The sequence below is a fragment of the Kitasatospora setae KM-6054 genome, assembly GCF_000269985.1.
Taxonomy (GTDB): domain Bacteria; phylum Actinomycetota; class Actinomycetes; order Streptomycetales; family Streptomycetaceae; genus Kitasatospora; species Kitasatospora setae.
Genome location: NC_016109.1, coordinates 1,799,428 through 1,816,403, shown reverse-complemented (window position 1 = coordinate 1,816,403; position 16,976 = coordinate 1,799,428). Strand labels below are relative to the sequence as shown.

At 75.7% G+C, this 16,976-nt stretch carries 17 protein-coding genes; 13 read left to right on the top strand and 4 right to left on the bottom strand.

All coding sequences use genetic code 11. The annotated features are described in order from the left end of the window. Nucleotides 1-110 precede the first annotated feature (110 nt). Nucleotides 111-1,334 carry an MFS transporter gene (locus KSE_RS07990; RefSeq protein WP_014134775.1) on the top strand — a complete coding sequence of 408 codons (1,224 nt, stop codon included), beginning with the start codon at nucleotides 111-113 and terminating at the stop codon, nucleotides 1,332-1,334. Nucleotides 1,335-1,412: 78 nt separating this feature from the next. Here the strand turns inward: KSE_RS07990 and KSE_RS07985 are convergent, their stop codons facing one another. Continuing rightward, the gene (locus KSE_RS07985; RefSeq protein WP_014134774.1) at nucleotides 1,413-2,420 is read right to left on the bottom strand and encodes a polysaccharide deacetylase family protein; all 1,008 of its coding nucleotides are present in this window, start codon (nucleotides 2,418-2,420) and stop codon (nucleotides 1,413-1,415) included. 346 nt (nucleotides 2,421-2,766) lie between these two features. Between KSE_RS07985 and KSE_RS07980 the strand changes: the two genes are divergently transcribed. From KSE_RS07980 to KSE_RS41000, 6 genes are all read left to right on the top strand, one after another. Continuing rightward, a complete protein-coding gene (locus KSE_RS07980) occupies nucleotides 2,767-3,027 on the top strand; it encodes a hypothetical protein (protein ID WP_014134773.1) in 261 nt (86 codons plus the stop codon). Nucleotides 3,028-3,297: 270 nt separating this feature from the next. Next, on the top strand, nucleotides 3,298-4,125 hold the full coding sequence (locus KSE_RS07975; RefSeq protein ID WP_014134772.1) for a polysaccharide deacetylase family protein: 828 nt from the start codon (nucleotides 3,298-3,300) through the stop codon (nucleotides 4,123-4,125). Then, nucleotides 4,118-5,305, top strand: coding sequence for a glycosyltransferase (locus KSE_RS07970; protein WP_014134771.1), 1,188 nt, complete (start codon nucleotides 4,118-4,120; stop codon nucleotides 5,303-5,305). The genes KSE_RS07975 and KSE_RS07970 overlap by 8 nt, the downstream gene beginning before the upstream one ends. 137 nt (nucleotides 5,306-5,442) lie before the next feature. Then, the gene (locus tag KSE_RS07965; RefSeq protein WP_014134770.1) at nucleotides 5,443-6,108 is read left to right on the top strand and encodes a sugar transferase; all 666 of its coding nucleotides are present in this window, start codon (nucleotides 5,443-5,445) and stop codon (nucleotides 6,106-6,108) included. Nucleotides 6,109-6,252: 144 nt separating this feature from the next. Then, on the top strand, nucleotides 6,253-6,873 hold the full coding sequence (locus KSE_RS41005; RefSeq protein ID WP_014134769.1) for a NeuD/PglB/VioB family sugar acetyltransferase: 621 nt from the start codon (nucleotides 6,253-6,255) through the stop codon (nucleotides 6,871-6,873). A gap of 9 nt (nucleotides 6,874-6,882) precedes the next feature. Beyond that, nucleotides 6,883-7,371 carry an NUDIX hydrolase gene (locus KSE_RS41000; protein ID WP_014134768.1) on the top strand — a complete coding sequence of 163 codons (489 nt, stop codon included), beginning with the start codon at nucleotides 6,883-6,885 and terminating at the stop codon, nucleotides 7,369-7,371. A 64-nt stretch (nucleotides 7,372-7,435) separates the two neighbouring features. Here KSE_RS41000 and KSE_RS07950 read toward each other — a convergent pair whose 3' ends face one another. Together KSE_RS07950 and KSE_RS07945 are read right to left on the bottom strand one after the other, a co-directional pair. Next, on the bottom strand, nucleotides 7,436-8,365 hold the full coding sequence (locus tag KSE_RS07950; protein ID WP_014134767.1) for an NAD-dependent epimerase/dehydratase family protein: 930 nt from the start codon (nucleotides 8,363-8,365) through the stop codon (nucleotides 7,436-7,438). Between the two features lie 158 nt (nucleotides 8,366-8,523). Further along, nucleotides 8,524-9,081 carry a PTS-dependent dihydroxyacetone kinase phosphotransferase subunit DhaM gene (locus KSE_RS07945; RefSeq protein WP_014134766.1) on the bottom strand — a complete coding sequence of 186 codons (558 nt, stop codon included), beginning with the start codon at nucleotides 9,079-9,081 and terminating at the stop codon, nucleotides 8,524-8,526. Nucleotides 9,082-9,325: 244 nt separating this feature from the next. Here KSE_RS07945 and KSE_RS07940 point away from each other — a divergent pair, with 244 nt between their 5' ends. The 4 genes from KSE_RS07940 to KSE_RS07930 all read left to right on the top strand — a co-directional run bounded on the left by KSE_RS07940 (nucleotide 9,326) and on the right by KSE_RS07930 (nucleotide 12,197). Further along, nucleotides 9,326-9,601, top strand: coding sequence for a DUF397 domain-containing protein (locus KSE_RS07940; protein ID WP_014134765.1), 276 nt, complete (start codon nucleotides 9,326-9,328; stop codon nucleotides 9,599-9,601). A gap of 815 nt (nucleotides 9,602-10,416) precedes the next feature. Beyond that, entirely contained in the window at nucleotides 10,417-10,905 is a 489-nt protein-coding gene (locus tag KSE_RS07935; RefSeq protein WP_014134764.1) for a hypothetical protein, read from the top strand. 13 nt (nucleotides 10,906-10,918) lie between these two features. Continuing rightward, complete coding sequence (locus KSE_RS46305) at nucleotides 10,919-10,999, top strand: putative leader peptide (protein WP_341869173.1); 81 nt, start codon at nucleotides 10,919-10,921, stop codon at nucleotides 10,997-10,999. 61 nt (nucleotides 11,000-11,060) lie between these two features. Continuing rightward, nucleotides 11,061-12,197: an acyl-CoA dehydrogenase family protein gene (locus KSE_RS07930; protein WP_014134763.1), complete on the top strand. Its 1,137-nt coding sequence runs from the start codon at nucleotides 11,061-11,063 to the stop codon at nucleotides 12,195-12,197. 3 nt (nucleotides 12,198-12,200) lie between these two features. On the opposite strand, the gene KSE_RS07925 is transcribed toward KSE_RS07930, so the two are convergent. Beyond that, a complete protein-coding gene (locus tag KSE_RS07925) occupies nucleotides 12,201-13,361 on the bottom strand; it encodes an aminoglycoside phosphotransferase family protein (RefSeq protein WP_051055128.1) in 1,161 nt (386 codons plus the stop codon). A 419-nt stretch (nucleotides 13,362-13,780) separates the two neighbouring features. Between KSE_RS07925 and KSE_RS07920 the strand changes: the two genes are divergently transcribed. Then, nucleotides 13,781-15,265 carry a DNA-binding protein NsdB gene (locus tag KSE_RS07920; protein ID WP_014134761.1) on the top strand — a complete coding sequence of 495 codons (1,485 nt, stop codon included), beginning with the start codon at nucleotides 13,781-13,783 and terminating at the stop codon, nucleotides 15,263-15,265. Nucleotides 15,266-15,531: 266 nt separating this feature from the next. Continuing rightward, entirely contained in the window at nucleotides 15,532-16,959 is a 1,428-nt protein-coding gene (locus KSE_RS07915) for a hypothetical protein (protein ID WP_014134760.1), read from the top strand. The last annotated feature ends 17 nt before the right edge of the window (nucleotides 16,960-16,976 follow it).

The window sequence follows — 16,976 nt, the reverse complement described above, 5'->3', positions numbered from 1 at the left end:
GCGCGGGGCGGGCGTGGCCTACGCCGTCCGGCTGACGGTATGACCGGTTTGCAGGCAGGTCCCGGTCCGTGACCGGCGGATCGCGGTGCGGCCGCCCAGGGTTGGGTCCCATGGGACAGCTGACAGCATCCAACGAGCGGAAACCGGCCGACGACCGGGTGTCGGGCACCGCTTGCACCAACCTGGTGGTGGCCACCATCGGCTTCGCGCTGACCTTCTGGGCGTGGAACCTGATCGCCCCGCTCGCGGGCGAGTTCGACAAGACCCTGCACATGTCGTCGTTCGCGCAGTCCTTCCTGGTCGCGGTGCCGGTGATCGTCGGCTCGCTGGGCCGGGTCCCGGTCGGGGCGCTGACCGACCGCTTCGGGGCGAAGCTGATGTTCCCGCTGATGTCGGCGCTGACGATCGTCCCGGTGCTGCTGCTGATCCCGGCCCGTGACTCGTACGGGGCGCTGCTGGCCGTCGGGTTCTTCCTGGGGCTGGGCGGCACCACCTTCGCGATCGGGGTGCCGCTGGTGAACTCCTGGTTCCCGCCGCACAAGCGCGGGCTGGGCGTCGGCGTGTTCGGGATGGGCATGGGCGGCGTCGCGCTGTCCGGGTACTTCACGCCGCGGCTGTGGAAGCACGGCCACGACCTGCCGTTCCTGGTGATGGCGGTCGCCCTGGCGGTGTACACCGTGGTCTCGTTCCTCCTGCTGCGCGACCGCCCCGACCGGGTGGTCCCGACCGCCTCGCTGGCTTCCCGGCTCGGCCGGGCGGGCCGGCTGCGGGTGACGTGGGAGCTGTCCGCGCTGTACGCGATCGGGTTCGGCGGCATCGTCGCGTTCGGCGTGTACCTGCCGACGTACCTGAAGACCTGGTACGAGCTGTCGGCCACCGACGCCGGCACCAAGGCGGCCGGGTTCGCGCTGGTCACGGTGGTCTTCCGGCCGTTCGGCGGCTGGCTGTCGGACCGGATCCACCCGGCCGTGGTGACCTGCTGGGCGCTGTCGGTCACCGCGCTGTTCGCGATCGTCCAGGCGTTCGACCCGGACCTCAGCCCGGTCGGCACCATCGCGTTCCTGGTGATGGCGGCCGGCCTCGGCACCACCAGCGGCTCCGTCTTCGCCCTGGTCGCGCAGGTCACGCCGGTCGCCCAGGTCGGCTCGGTGACCGGCATCGTCGGCGCGATCGGCGGCCTCGGCGGCTTCGTCCCGCCGCTGGTGATGGGCGCCATCTACAGCGCCAAGAGCAGCTACTCGATCGGCTTCATGCTGCTCTCCGACCTGGCGCTGGCGGGCGCCGTCTACGCGATCGGCCGGATGCGCGGCATCCGCCCCACCGCCGCCGACTGAGCCCGCGCCCGCCCGGCCGAGCGGCCCGCGCCCCCGGAGAGCCGAGGGGGTGCGGGCCGCTCCTCGCGTACCGGAGCCTCAGCCCTGCGCGCCGAGCAGCCGCCGCACGGCCGGCTCCAGGCCGGACAGGATGGTGTCGAAGCGCCGGGTCGAGGTGGTCGAGTCGACCTGGAGCCGGCTGATCCGCAGCGGGTGCTCCGGCAGCCGGGGGCCCAGCCGGTGGTCGGAGAGGAAGCCCAGCCGGTAGCCGAGCCGGCGCAGCACCGCGTCCGCCCGCTCGTCGTAGCCGCCGTCCGGGTAGGCGAACGCGGACGGGGCCTCGCCCAGCCAGCGGGTCAGCACCCGGTGCGCGCCGGCGATCTCCGCGTGCACGGTCGCCTCGTCGCAGCGCCGCAGCGAGGGGTGCCCCAGGGTGTGGTTGCCGACCGTGACGTCCGCGTCCCGCAGGACGCGCAGGTCCTCCGGGCGGAGCTGCTCGCGGGCCGGCGCGCGGCGGTGCGCGGAGACCCGCAGCTCGGCCAGGCTGCGCCGGCGGTCCGGGTCGGGCATCGCCTTCAGCAGCGCCAGCATCCGGTCCGGGTCGGCGCCGCGGGGCAGCAGCCGGGCCCGGCCGCCGTGCTGGGCGAGGAACCCCGCCTCGTGCCACCAGAACGGCTTCTCGGTGCCGACCAGCTCGGCGATCACGAACGCGGCCGCCGGGATCCGCCGCGCCACCAGCTCCGGCAGGGCGTGCCGCAGCACGGTGCGGTCCGGGTCGTCGAAGGTCACCAGCACCGAGCGCGGCGGCAGCGGCCGGCCCTCGGCCAGCGAGCGCTCCACGTCCCGCACCGACACCGGGGTGGCCAGCCGCCGCAGCCGGTCGAGCTGGGCGCCGAACGACCGCGGGTCGGTGATCCCGTGGTAGGCGAGGACGGCGAGGCGCTGCGCCGCCCGGGCCCGGAACAGCGGCTGGGCGGGGCTGAACCGCAGCCAACTGCCCCGGTCCCGCTCCCGCCCCCGCTCCCGGGGCCGGCGCGGGGCGGCGGCGGACGGCACGACGGGCTGGGGCGGGGCGCAGACGGCGGCGGCGGTGGTGGCGTACGACACGGTTCCCCCCTCGGTCGCCGGCAAGCGGCGTGGCGGTCCCGTCGGCAGGCGGAGCCCGGCCTCCGACCCCGGGCGCGGCGGCTCCGCACCCGAGTGATCTAGTCCGCGGCGGGCACTCCCGATCCCGTTCGTCGGACGGCTCCTGGATCGCTCAATGTAGTGGAGACCCACGACGTCCCGGGATGGTTGTACGCCGGACGGCGAGATTTCGCGGGCGGTCCGGAACCCGCCCGAAAGCACCCCTGAAGGGCACCGGAAGCGCTTGCGGACGGAGCCCCTCCGGGCGGCGTGCACAAGGGCACAAGGTCTGTGGCCCGCACCCCGGGACCGGGTTACCGTGGAGGGCATGGCAGACACCCGAAGTGACCGCGCCGTCACCCGCCGGTCCAGCGTGTTCGGCGGCTGCGCGCTGCGCCGGCACCAGCCGCTGCTGGCCCTGGTCGGCCTGGCGTGCGTGGGGATGGGCATCGCCGTCGCGGTGCTCGTCCCGGAGACCGACGGCCCCGCGTGGGCGATGGCCGTGGTCGGCTGCCTGGCGGCGGGCCTGCTGCTGCTGGCCCGGATCGGCCTGGCCCTGCTCCGCCCCGGCGGCGGCGCGACCCCCTGAGCCGGGCCCTGGGCCGGGTCTTGCGCCGGGCCCTGAGCCGGGCCGCCGCCGGGGCCGGACGACGCCCCGGTGACCGGCTCGCGACCGGAGAACGTCCACCAATGGGACAGGACCGGTCGGACCGGCTGATTTTCGGCCTACCTACGCACTTCTTTCACGTTTCCGGGGCAGCAGCCCCACAGTTCCCCCTACTGTGAAGCGCATCGCCCGCGGCAGCCGCGGGCCGGGGGAGTCACAGGGGTCGGTGCGGGGGCACCGCGAGGGGGAGTCATGGCGAGCACCGCCGCCCAGGCCGGTGGCATCCGGTCGAAGGTCAAGCAGCAGCTGGCCCGCGCGGCCGGCCGGGTGCCGGGCGAAGGCGCCACCGTCCTCATCTACCACCGGGTCGGCGGCGGCACGCCCGACGAACTCGACCTGGCCACCGCCGACTTCACCGCCCAGGCCGACCTGCTCGCCGAGCTCCCGCCCGGCCGGGTGGTCTCGCTGGACACCGCCGCCGACCGGCTCGAAGCCGGCCTGCGCACCCCCAGCACCGTCCTCAGCTTCGACGACGGCTTCGCCGACACCTACGAGACGGCCTGGCCGCTGCTCCGGGAGCGCGGCCTGCCGTTCACCGTCTACCTGGCCAGCGGCCTGGTCGGCGGCCCGATGCGCTGGGAGGGCTCCACCGCCAAGGGCGCCCCCGCCACCGGCCTCAGCTGGGAGCAGCTGCGCGAGATGACCGCCTCCGGGCTGTGCACCGTCGCCAACCACACCCGCAGCCACGCCCGCCCCGAACTGCTCACCACCAGCGAGCTCGACGCCTGCGGCGACGACGTCGAGCAGCACCTCGGCACCCGCCCCCGGCACTTCGCCTACACCTGGGGCCGCCCCGTCCCGCACATGGACGCCGCGCTGCGGGCCCGCTTCCGCACCTCCGCCACCGGCCGGGTCGGGCGGAACCTGCCCGGCTTCGACCCGGTCCGGTTCCACCGCGTCCCGGTCCGGCGGACCGACCCGATCGACTTCTTCCGGGCCAAGCTGTACGGCCGGCTGATCCCCGAACGCGCCTACGCCCGGATCGTCGCCACCGCGAAGGCGGTGGGCGCCGGTGCCTGACCAGCTCCCGCTCCGCCTGCGCGGCGAGGACGGCCGGCCGCTGCGGGTCGCCCACCTGACCACCGTCGACATGTCGCTGCACCTGCTGCTCGCCACCGAACTCACCGTCGACGTCGAGCACGGCCTGCACACCTACGGCATCAGCGCCCCCGGCCCCTACCTCGACCGGATCGAGCGCACCGGCGCCCGGCACCGGCCGCTGCCCTCGCTCACCCGGGCCTGGCAGCCGCGCGCCGACCTGGCCGCCGCCCGCGAACTGCTCGCCGCGCTGCGCGAGATCCGCCCCGACGTGCTGCACACCCACAACCCGAAGACCGGCGTGCTCGGACGCGTCCTCGGCCGGCTCGCCCGCGTCCCGGTCGTCGTCAACACCTGCCACGGCCTCTGGGCGCAGGCGCACGACCCGCTCGCCAAGCGGCTCGCCGTGCTCGGCGCCGAGGCGTTCGCCGCCCGCTTCTCGCACGCCGAGCTCTACCAGAACGCCGAGGACCACGCCACGCTCGCCCGCTGGGGCGTCCCCGCCCGGCGCGCCCGGGTCGTCGGCAACGGCGTCGACCTCGACCGGTTCCCCGCCCCCGGCCCGGACCGGGACGCCCTGCGTACCCGACTGCGCGCCGAACTCGGAGTCGCCGACGACGAGTTGCTGGTCGGCGGAGTCGGCCGCCGGGTCGCCGAGAAGGGCATCAGGGAGTACGCCGAGGCGGCCCGCGCGCTGGCCGGCAAGGCCCGCTTCGTCTGGATCGGCCCCGACGACCCCGACAAGCCCGACGCGCTGCGCGCCGCCGAGGCCGGCGTCGAGTTCCTCGGCGCCCGCGACGACATGCCCGCCGTGTACGCCGCCCTCGACGTCTTCGTCCTCCCCTCCTACCGGGAGGGCTTCTCCCGCTCCGGCATGGAGGCCGCCGCCAGCGGCCTGCCCCTGCTGCTCAGCGACATCCGCGGCTGCCGCGAGATCGGCACCCACGACCAGCACCTGCTGCTCACCCCGGCGGCCGACGCCGCCGCCCTGACCACCGCCCTGGACCGGCTCCTCACCGAGCCGGGCCTGCGGATACGCCTGGGCGCGGCGGCCCGCCGCCGCGCCCTCGACCGGTTCGACCAGCGCGCGGTCGCCCGGGTCTCGCTGGAGACCTACGCCGCCGTCGCCCGCGCCCGCGGGCTGCGCTGGACCACCGACTGAGCCCCGGCACACCCAGCACAGCGCACCGCCCGCACACCCAGCACCGACCACCGTCCGCACGACGACAGCCGTCCGCGCGCCGAGCAGCCCGAGGTGCGCCCGTGACGACACCACGCACCAACCCAGTTGGGGGAGAAATGAAGCGAGGGGGGGACCTCGCGATCACCACGCTGGCCGGGATCATCGCACTCCCGCTTGGCCTGCTGATCGCCCTCCTGATCCGCGCCACCATGGGCGGACCGGTGATCTTCCGGCAGATCCGCTCCGGCCGGCACGGCCAGGAGTTCCGCATCCTCAAGTTCCGCACCATGCGCGACAAGCAGTACGAGGACGAGCCCGACGCCCCGCGCATCACCCGCCTCGGCGCGCTGCTGCGCAAGACCAGCCTGGACGAACTCCCGCAGCTGTGGAACGTCGTCCGCGGCGACATGGGCGTCATCGGCCCCCGCCCCACCCTGCCCGAGCAGGTCGTCCACTACACCGACCGCCAGCGCGGCCGGCTCGCCCTGCGCCCCGGCCTCACCGGCTGGGCCCAGGTCCGCGGCCGCAACTCCATCACCTGGCCCGAACGCATCGAACTCGACCTCTGGTACATCGAGCACCGCGGCCTCCTGCTCGACCTGCGGATCCTCGCCCTCACCGCGAGGATGCTGCTGCGCCCCACCGGCATCACCGCCGCCGGCGGCGTCAACCCCGGCTTCCCCGTCCCGGCCCCCGCCGAGGCCCCCGCGCCGCGGATCGTCCTGCCCCGGCAGGCCACCGCGACCGCGCCCCGGCTGGCCCGGGAGGAACTGCGCGGTTGACCGGGGAGTAACGATTCGGCCGGGCGGCAGCGGGCGACCGCGACCGCCCGGCCGAGCACGTTGCCGGTGACGGACCCTCGCCACGCCCCCCACTGGCCCCCACTGGCCCCCCACTGACACTCACGAAGGACAGGAGAACGGCGCATGGTGTGGATCGCGGGCGCGGGCGGCGTCGGCCGGGAGGCGCTCGACGTGGCGCTCGCCGCGGGCGTCGGGGTCGCCGGGTTCCTGGACGACCGGCTGGCCGGCGGCGAGGTGCGCGGGCTGCCCGTCCGCAAGCCGTCCGAGCTGCCGGCCGGCGCCCCCTACCTGATCGGCATCGCCGACCCGGCGGTGCGCGCCCGGCTGGCCGCGGCCCTGGACGCGGCCGGCGGGCACCCCGTCACCCTGGTGCACCCCCGGGCGATCATCGCCCCGGAGACCGAACTGGCCGCCGGCTGCCTGGTGATGGGCGGCGCGCACGTCTCCAGCAGCGTCCGGCTCGGCCCGCACAGCCAGGTCCACTACAACGCGACGGTCGGCCACGACAGCCGGCTCGGCGCCCGCGTCACCGTCTACCCGGGCGCCAACGTCTCCGGCGCCGTCCGGCTGGAGGACGACAGCACGGTCGGCTCCGGCGCGGTCGTCCTCCAGGGCCGCACCGTCGGCCGCGCCGCGTTCGTCGGCGCCGCCGCCACCGTCACCCGCGACGTCCCCGCCGGGACCACCGTCATCGGCACCCCGGCCCGCCCGATGCCGCGCCGGGACGCCGAGGGGGCGCACTAGGCTGCCCGCATGGGAATCCCTGCGTTTCTGGCGGAACTGCGCGAGGTGGTCGGGCACCGGCCGCTGTGGCTGTCCGGTGTGTCGGCGGTGGTGGTGGACGAGGCCGGGCGGGTGCTGCTCGGCAAACGGGTGGACAACGGCCGGTGGGCGCTGATCGGCGGCATCATCGACCCGGGCGAGCAGCCCGCGGACACCGTGGTGCGCGAGTGCCGCGAGGAGACCGGCGTCACGGTGCTGCCCGAGCGGCTGGTCTCGGTCGCGGTCTCGCCGATGATCGAGTACCCGAACGGGGACCGCACCCAGTACCTCGACCTGGTCTTCCGCTGCCGCCCGCTCTCCGGCGAGGCCCGGGTCAACGACGACGAGTCGACCGAGGTCGGCTGGTTCCACCCGGACGAACTGCCCGAGCTGGAGGCCCGCGCGCTGGAGCACATCGCCCGCGCGCTGGCCGGCAAGGACCCGACCCACTTCGAACTGACCGAGGGCCGGGAGGGCTGACAGCGCCCGGCGCACGGCACCGGCGGGAGCGCGCGCCCGGCGCACTCCCGCCGGCCGGTGCGGCTCAGAGCGTGCGGAACCAGTCCGCGGTGCGCCGCAGGCCCTCCGCCAGCGGGACGGGCACCACGTCCGGGAACAGCTCGCGCAGCCGGGAGTTGTCGGCCTGCGAGTCCCGCACGTCCCCCGGCCGCGGCTCGACGTGCTCGGCCGCGACCGGCCCGCCCAGCACCCCGCCCAGCAGGTCGATCAGCTCCAGCAGCGAGGTCCGCGTCCCGAAGGCCAGGTTCACCGGGTCCGCGGAGACCACCCGGCGCAGCACCGCCTCGGCCAGCACCTGGGTGACCGTGCCGACGTAGGTGAAGTCCCGGCTCTGCCCGCCGTCCCCGTGCACCGTCACCGGCCGCCCGGCCAGCGCCGCGTCCAGGAACGCGGGCACCACCGCCGCGTACGCGTGCCCGGCCGGCTGCAGCGGGCCGAACACGTTGAAGAAGCGCAGCGGCAGCACGCCCAGGCCGTAGCAGTGGTGGTACGCGCCGAGGTAGGACTCGGCGGCGAGCTTGGAGACCGCGTACGGGCTCATCGGCACCGTGCGCATCGACTCCCGCTTGGGCAGCTCCCGGTTGGCGCCGTACACCGACGAGGAGGAGGCCGCCACCACGTACAGGCCGCCCGCCCGGCGGGCCGCCTCCAGCACCTCCAGGGTGCCGGTGGCGTTCGCCCGGTGGGTGGCCAGCGGGGCGGCGATCGAGCGCGGCACCGACGGCAGCGCCGCCAGGTGCACCACCGCGTCGGCGCCGGTGAACGCCGCGTCCAGCAGCGCCGGGTCGAGGATGCTGCCCTCGAAGAAGGCGGCGTCCACCCCGGCCAGGTTCGCCTTGCTGCCGGTGGACAGGTCGTCCACCACGCGGACCTCGGTCACCTCCCGGCGCGACGTCAACTCCCGGGCCAGATTGGCCCCGATGAACCCCGCTCCGCCGGTGATCACCACACGCATCGACGCGTACCACCCCTCGGTCGGGCCCCGGGACTCCCCCCGCCGGGCCGATGGGCCGACTCTAGCGGCGGACCCGTACCCGGCGTACGCGAAACCGGCACAGTCGCTGCCACACCGGAACGCATCGGACACCCCGGCCCGACCGGCGGCGCGGCCGGTCAGCGCTTCGGGAGGCGGGCGGTCTCCTCCGCCGCGTCCAGCACCGCCGCCAGGTCGCCGCCGGCCGTCGCGGTCGCCACCGCCGCGACCGCGCCCTCCACGAACGGGGCGTCCGCGAACCGGGTCGGGAACGGCAGGCCGTGCTCGTCGGCGGCCGCCAGCACCGCCAGCACGGTGCGGACCGGACCGTCCAGGTCGCACAGCACCGCGACGCCGTGCCCCTGGTCGACCCGGCGGGCCGCCGCGGCCACCAGCAGCGCGCTCACCCCCGGGCCGCCGTCCGCCGGGCCGTCCGCCGGGTCGCCGCCGGTCGCCGCCACCGGCGCCGGGTCGTCGGTCTCCGCCACGGCCAGCGCCAACGCCCGCACCGCCTCGGCCAGTTCCCGGCTGTGCGACACCAGCACCAGCCCCACCCGGCCCAGCCCGGACGGCCGGGCCGGGCGCGGCACCGACGGCGCCGGGGCGGTCACCGTGCCGGTGGCCGCCCCCACCGGCGGGGCCGACGGCGCGGTGCTGATCGGGATGACGTCGGCGCGGCTGCCGTCCCGCTGGTCCATCGGCTGCTCCCGGGTGCGTCGCTGACTGGCTCCTGCCCGCCCATCCTCACCCCGGCCCCGGCCCGATCCCGTCCTTTGGCGGCCTCTAGCACAGGTGTCGGCCGCGGACGGCCGGATCGGCCCATCTCCACACCCCGCCGGGGCCGCCCCGGCGGAACCGCCGGACCGGGCGCCCCCGAGTGGCTAGGGTGGACGCCCAGGACAACGGCCGGAAGCGGCCAGGAGCAAGGGGAGGGCACCCGCAATGGCGATGACGCCGGCAGAGGCGGCACAGGCGGCGGACGAGCGGCGCAAGATCGAGCTCGACCTCAGCGGGGCCGAGTGGCAGAACGCGGCCGGGGACGAGCAGGGCGTCCAGATCGCCTTCGTCGACGGCTACATCGCGATGCGCAACGGCGCGGAGCCGGACGGGCCCGCGCTGGTCTTCACCCCCGCCGAGTGGCGGGCCTTCGTGCTCGGGGCCCGGGACGGCGAGTTCGACCTGCGGAACCAGGGCCAGGGCCAGGGCCAGGGCCAGTAGCGGTAGCAGTATCCGACGGACGGCGGGCGATAGTGCCGGAGATGACCCGGTTCGCCCCCCGTTCACCGGCCCGTCACGCGGCGGAGGCCGGAGTTCCGGGGGCGCCGGCCCGGCCCCGGGGCCCGCGCGCAGGTGACGAGTGGGCATACGCCGAGGTTACAAAAGAGTTCTGATGGACCGAATCTTGTTGACTGGTCGACAAGCCTGCCAGCAGAGTAAGAGCAGGCAGACGCCGTGCCTACCGCCCCCACGCGGTATAGGCACGGCGCCCGCTTGTGCTGCCCGTCAACGGCGCCGATGACGGGCTCTCCCAACCCCACTGCCGCACAGGGGTGCGGCCGCCGTCGCAGCGGGAGTGACCCGACCGGGAAGAGCTACTCCCCGGCTGGGCCGAGCCCGGACCCCGCACGCCCCCACGCGGCGGTGATCCGGGCAAGGTCCGCGAGTGCGACGGCGAAGGGCCCCGCGAACCTGGCTCATGGTGTTATGTGGCTGTAGACGCACCGATCCTGATGGCGCGTGGACCGCCCGGAGCCGCCGGTTGATCACCCGCAGGCTCCAGGAACGGTCCAAGGACCATTGAATCAGCAAATGGTGCTCGGAGTTCACACGACCGCGTGCGCAGTGAGGGAATGCGCGCAAGGCACGCTGCGACAAACCGCTCCCTGTGGACATCGCCCCGGAGCGCCCGTCGTGCTGAACCGAACGTAGCCCGGACGGTTGCTCAGAGTCAACATTGGTCCCTGAGCGTAGATCTCGGCCTGATCGCGGACCCGCGCAGCGGCCCCCGCCCACCGGACACGTACGATGGGCCCATGTCATTTCTCCGCCGTCGCTCCGGACAGCCCGCGGGCCCGGACTTCGACGTACTGGCCATGGATCCGGGCGACTGGCCCGGCGACTACCAGGCCATGATCCTGGCCGGTCAGGACGGGTCCTGCCAAGGCATTTTCCTGCAGTACGACCTGCTCGGCGGCCGCGGCCCGGCCATGCTGATCGGCAACGTCCCGCAGGAGTCGCCCGCGCGCGAGAGCGAGGACGGCGTGCCCCTCGAAGCCCGCCAGCTGCTCGCCTCGTTGGAGAACGAGGAACCGGTCGACTTCGTCTCCGCCGAGGACTTCCCCGTCCTGCTCGGCGACGACCTGCTGATCGTCCGCAAGGTCAAGGTCAGCGAGGAGCGGCTCTACTGCTCCCAGTTCGGCCGCAGCGACGGGGTGCAGGTCACCATCGCCTCCTGGGACCGACCGATTTCGGACGACCTGTACCAGCTGCTCAAGCCGCTCCCGGCCGAGATGTTCCAGTAGGCCGGGCCCCGACATGCCCCGGCCGCTGCTGCTGACCCGACGCCTGCACGTGGACCTCCGGCGCACCGCCGGCGCGGCCTGTCCGGCTTCCTGACCGCCCCCAAGCCAAGTCACGGACGTCCGACAGCCCACGCCGCCCGCCCGGAGGCCCCGCCATGACCCGCACCGCCGCGCAGCCGACCGTCCCCACCCCCGCCGTGGCGGAGCCGACCGACGGCGCCGTCGACCGCGCCCTCGCCCGGCTGCCCCGGGTCGTCGACCTGCTGGCCGCCCGCGCCGCCGAGCACGACCGCGACGGCACCTTCCCCTACCAGGGCATCGAGACCGTCCACGAGGCCGGACTGCTCACCCTCACCGTCGGCCACCGCCACAACGGCCCCGGCGCCGGCCTCGCCGACACCGTCCGGGTGCTGGCCAGACTCGGCCGCGGTGACGCCTCCGTCGCGCTGCTCACCGCCAACACCCTGCTGCACCACGCCGAACAGGCCCGCACCGCGCCCTGGCCCGCCGCGCTCTACCGGCGGCTGCTCACCGAGTCCCGGCGCGGCCCCGCCCTGGTCGGCACGCTGCGCGCCCCGGCCGGCCGGCCGCCCGCCGTCACCGCGCACTGGCAGGGCGGCGCCTGGCGGCTCAGCGGCCGCGCCGCGCACTGCCCCGGCGCCGAGGCGCTCGCCTGGCTGGTCGTCGAGGCCCGCACCGCCGAGGGCCAGCCCCGGACCGGCCTGTTCCTGGTCCGCGCCGACAGCCCCGGCCTGGAGATCGACCCCGCCGCCGACCAGCTCGGCCTGCGCGCCGCGGCCGGCCACGACGTCCTGCTGGAGGACGCCCGGATCGGTACCGACGCCGCGCTGCTCCCCAAGGGCCCGGCCCCCGCCGCCGACCCCGTCGCCGCGGCCTGGCGGCAACTCGCCCTCACCGCCGTCCTGTTGGGCACCGCCCGGGCCGCCCTCGACTGGTCCGCCGGACGGCTCCGCGGCACCGCCGCCCTCCACCGCCGCCCGCTCGGCGAGCTCGACGCCGCACTGACCGGCGCCGAGGAACTCGTCCACGCCCTGGCCGCCCGCACCGACGCCGACCCGGAGGCCGCGAACCGCGCCCCCGCCGTCCAACTGCTGGCCGCCCGGACCGCCGCCGACACCGTGCAGCGGGCCCTCACCCTCACCGGCAGCGCCGGCCTCGACCGGCGCCACCCGCTGGAGCGCCACCTGCGCGACACCCTCAGCCTGCGCACCCAGCTCCCCGCCGAGGACGCCGTGCTGGACGCCCTCGGCGAGGCCCTGCTGACCGGTTGAGGCTCAGCGGGTGCCGACCGCCGCGCGGACCGCGCGGCGGGCCAGCGCCGCGTCGTCGTACAGCCGGCGGATCATGATCCGCTGCTCCTCGCCCGCGCCCGGGACGTCGTGCAGCCGCAGCTCGCGCATCAGCACCAGCACCAGGTTCACCAGGAACGCGTCCCGGGCCAGCGTGCCGCCGGACTGGGCGAGCTGGCTGATCTGCCGACGGGCCGCCGTGTCGCCGGAGAGCACGCTCCACAGCACCGCCAGGTCGTAGCCCGGCAGGTACCAGCCGGCCTGCTCCCAGTCCAGCAGGACCGGGCCGGACGGGGCCAGCAGGATGTTCCCCAGCAGCGCGTCGCCGTGGTTCAGCTGCCACGGCATCGAGGCCAGGCCGTGCAGCAGCCCGCGCAGGTCGCCCGCGTCCCGGTCGGTCAGCAGGCCCAGCGAGTGGAACCGGGCGATCTCGGTCTGGTAGTCCAGCGGCTTGCCGAACACGTCCGTCGGCGGCCGCCACAGGTTCAGCGTGCGCACCGAGCCGAGCACCGCGCGCACCTCGCCCGGCGTCGGCGCGTTCACCGGGTGCCGCTCGCGGGCCGCCGGACGGCCCGGCACCCGCTCCAGCACCAGCACGCAGCGGTCGTGGTCGGCCGCCACCAGCCGGGGCAGCCGGACCGGCGGACGGTGCCGGACGAACGCCCGGTACACCGCCACCTCGTGGTGGAACCGCTCGATCAGCTGCTCCGCCCGCTCCCCGCGCAGCGCCGCCGGCGCCAGGCACTTCGCCACCACCGGGGCCCGGCCGATGGTGCCCGCGATCAGGATGTGCCGGCTCCCCTCCCGCAGCACCTGGCGCGGCAGGAACGCCGGACATATCCGCGCGACGTTGGCGAGCACCGCCCGCACCGCCGGGGTCTGCAGCGCCGCCGGGTCCACCCGGTCCACGAACGCCTCCGGCGCCCGGCCCGCGGCGGGACGGCCCAGCCGCCCGGCCTGGTCGGTCAGCGGACGGGTCACCAGGGTGGTGCGCCCGCGCGGGTCGCGCAGCTCGGCGGCGCGCGGCGCGGGACGGCCCGCCCCGGCGGTCGGGGGGCGCAGGGCGGGGCGCGACGGGCGCGCGGTCGTGCCGTCCACCCCGGTCGGGGCGGAGGCGCGGCTACCGGTGCTGGCTGTCGAGTACATGGGCTGGTGAGGGTCCTTCCTTGACCGGCGGCAAAGCTGTGAGGGGCCCCTGGCTGGGGTCGGGGCCGGCCGGGTGGGGCGCGGGCGCCGGGCACGGTCGGCGGCCGCCCGGAACCGTCCGCACCCTGGGGAAGTGCGTCCGTCCCGACCTGCCGCGCCCTGCCCGGCGCCCCCGCGCCACCCGGTGCGCCACCCCCCGGTCCGCGACCTCCGGAAGGCCGCCTGACGTACCGTCGGATCGGAGTCCGGGCCGGTCGGGGGCCGTTCCGGCGCGGGGCCGGGGTGGCGCATACCTACCTGACACCCGAACGGCACTGGCACACCACGTAGCGCACCCTGGCGAACCCTGGCGAATGGTCGCTTGGCATGTGACAGAACGACTAGGGTCGACAACCAGCCGAGGATCCTGGGGGCTTCAGTTGAGCAAGGGGCCGAACACCAGACTGGCCGACCACTTCGCCCTGACCGGATGGTCCAAGGGCGAGCTGGCCCGGCTGGTCAACCGGCGGGGTGCCGCGCTGGGCGAGCAGCAGCTGTCCACCGACACCTCCCGGGTCCGGCGCTGGATCGAGCAGGGAGAGATCCCGCGCGACCCGGTGCCGAGGGTGCTGGCCGCCGTGTTCACGGAGCGGCTCGGCCGTGTCGTCACCACCGAGGACCTTGGTCTCGAACGACACCGGCCCACCAGGTCCGGCAGCAGCGCCACACCGCCGAAGGAGCCCTGGGCACCGGATCGGACGGCCGCGGTCCTCACCGAGTTCACGGGAATGGACCTCATGCTGAACAGACGCGGACTGGTCGGCGCCTCCGCCGCCCTCGCGGCCGGCGCGGTCATCGCCGACAACCTGCACGACTGGCTCACCGGCGGCGCCGTCGCCGAGGCGGCCGGCCGCCCCGGCCCCCGCCACGTCCTCACCCGGGGCGGGCCCCGCCCCGTCCTCGACGTCTACGAACCCGGACCGGTCGGCCACGAGGAGGTCGCCGCCCTCGAACACGCGGTCGAGGTGTTCCGGGCCTGGGACGCCTCGCGCGGCGGCGGCCTCCAGCGCAAGGCCGTGGTCGGCCAGCTCAACGAGGTCGGCGGCCTGCTCACCCACGGCCACCCGCCCGCGCTGGAGCGCCGGCTCTGGACGGTCGCCGCCAACCTCGCCGTGCTGGCCGGCTGGATGTCCCACGACGTCGGCCTCGAACCCACCGCCCAGCGCTACTTCGTGATCGCCGCGCAGGCCGCCCGGGAGGCCGACGACCGCCCCCGGGCCGGCGAGGCGATCTCCCGCGCCGCCCGCCAGATGCTCCACCTCGGCCGGGCCGACGACGCCCTCGAACTGATGCGGCTGGCCAACGCCAGCGCCGGCCCCCGGGACGGCACCCAGCCGCGCACCCGGGCCATGCTGCACACCGTCGAAGCCTGGGCGCAGGCCGCGCTCGGCCGCTCCGAGGACACCCGCCGCACCCTCGGCGAGGCCGAGGAACTGTTCGTCCGGGACAGCCCCGAACCGCCGCCCAGCTGGATGCAGCTCTTCAACGAGGCCGAACTGCACGGCATGCAGGCCCTGGTCTACCGCACCCTGGCCGAGCACGACCCCGCCGCCGCCCCGCTCGCCGTCCGGCACGCCAGGGCCGCCATCGCACTGCGCCAGAAGACCGGCCGGGAGCGCTCCGCGCTGCTCGACCGGATCACCCTCGCCTCCGTCCACTGGATCTCCGGCGAACCCGACGAGGCCCAGGTGCAGGCCAAGCTCGCCCTCGCCTCGATCAACGACACCTCCTCCAAGCGCACCTGGGACCGGCTGCGCGAGATGTACCGGCTCTCCACCCGCTACCGGGGCCTGCCCGAGGTCGCCGAACTCCGCGACCGGATCCACGCCGCGCTGCCCGCGCCCGGGAACGCCCGGCCGATCTGACCGGGGACCGGGGCGGCGGCCTTTCCGCGCCGCGCCCCGGCCGATTCGTGTCCGAACGCACAATGCATGGGGGAAGGGGCGGATCCGGTACGGACGGAACCGGTTTGTTGCGGCTGTGCTGCGGATATCCGTTGCCCTGTGTGCGGATCGGCCCCCCAGGCGGTAACCTTCGGTGATTCCGGCGCCCGGGCGCCTGAGCTGTGCCAACCGACCCCGGCGACGGAAATCCCGTTGCCACGACGACCGCCGCAACGGATGCTGACCTCATGTTCGAGCCAGTGATAGCGCCCAGCGCCAGCCTCCTCGGCCTCCTCCAGAGAGGCCGCGGAGACGGGCAGCTGCATGCGTTGGCCGCAGACCGCGACGAGGCGATCGCCGCCGTCGAGACCTGCGTCACCGACGACCCCCGCGCCGACTGGCAGGTCGAGAACCGCTCCCTGTACTACGCACGCCTCTACATGGAGCTCGAAGCCCCCCTCACCGGCATCGAGCTCCACCTGCACTCGCCGGAGGACAGCACCGACACCGACGAGGCCCGCACCGGCCTCGCCCTCTCCGTACTCGGACACCTCGCCGGCTACGGCCGCCGCGACGCCCTCGACCTGCTCCGCGCCTACACCACCACCGGAACCAACTGGGCCTGGGCCCTCGACGAACTCGCCCTGCGCGACACCGACGAGGCCCTGCTCGCCCTCGCCCCCGCCGTCCTGGACCGCTTCCCGGCCGGCCCGGAAGGCGACGCCGACCTGCGCGAGACCATCCGCGGCGCCTACGAACCGCGGGTCTGGCGACTGTGGGCCCCGCACCACCCCAGAGTGGCCGCCGCCGGCGAGCAGTCGCCGTTCGACCTCTGGCAACGCCAACTGAACCGCCCCGGCGTCACCCCCGGCTGGTCCACCGCCGACGTGCTCGCCTGGGCCGACCAGGGCGAGAGCACCGCACCCGACGCCCTCGCCCGCCGCGCCGCCGCCGCCGCCCGCTGCCTCACCGCCGTGGTCCGTCCGGAGGACGCACCGCTGCTGCACGACGCCGCCGGCTACGGCCCGGCCGGCGCCCGCTGCGCCGCACTGCGCCACCTCGTCGAACAGCGCGACCCGGCCGCCGCCGGACTCATCGAGACCGCCGCCGCCGACCTGGACCACCGGGTCGTCCGCGCCTCGCTGGAACTGCTCGGCCGGATGCGGGGTCCCGAGGCGCTCGCGCACGCCCGCCGCTGGGTCGACCCGGCGACCGGCGGCGCGGACAGCGCCCTCGCCCAGGCCGCCGCCCGGCTGCTCGCCGACGCCGGCGAACCCTGCGACGCCCCGCTGGTCGTCGCCGCCCTGCACCAGTGGATCTCGCTGAACGGCGTCACCGGCGCCGCCCTCGGCAGCCTGGTCGACGGCGTCGGCCGCCTGCACGCCACCGCCGCCGTCCCCGCCCTCCGGCACGTCTACGGCGAGGCCGCCTCCTCCGAGCTGCGCGGCCGGGCCGCCCAGGCGCTCGCCGTCACCGACCCGAACTTCGGGGCCGGCCCGGCCGTCGAGTGCCTCTGGGACTGCGAGGAGTCCACCCGCGAACTCGCCGCGACGCACGTCACCACCACCGGCGACGTCCGCGTCCTCGAACGGCTCCGCCGCCTCGCCGCCGACCCGGCCGAGGAGGCCGAGGTGCACGCCGCGGTCCGCGGCCGGCTGACCGCCCGCGACCGGTAGGGGTATCGGTACCGGCC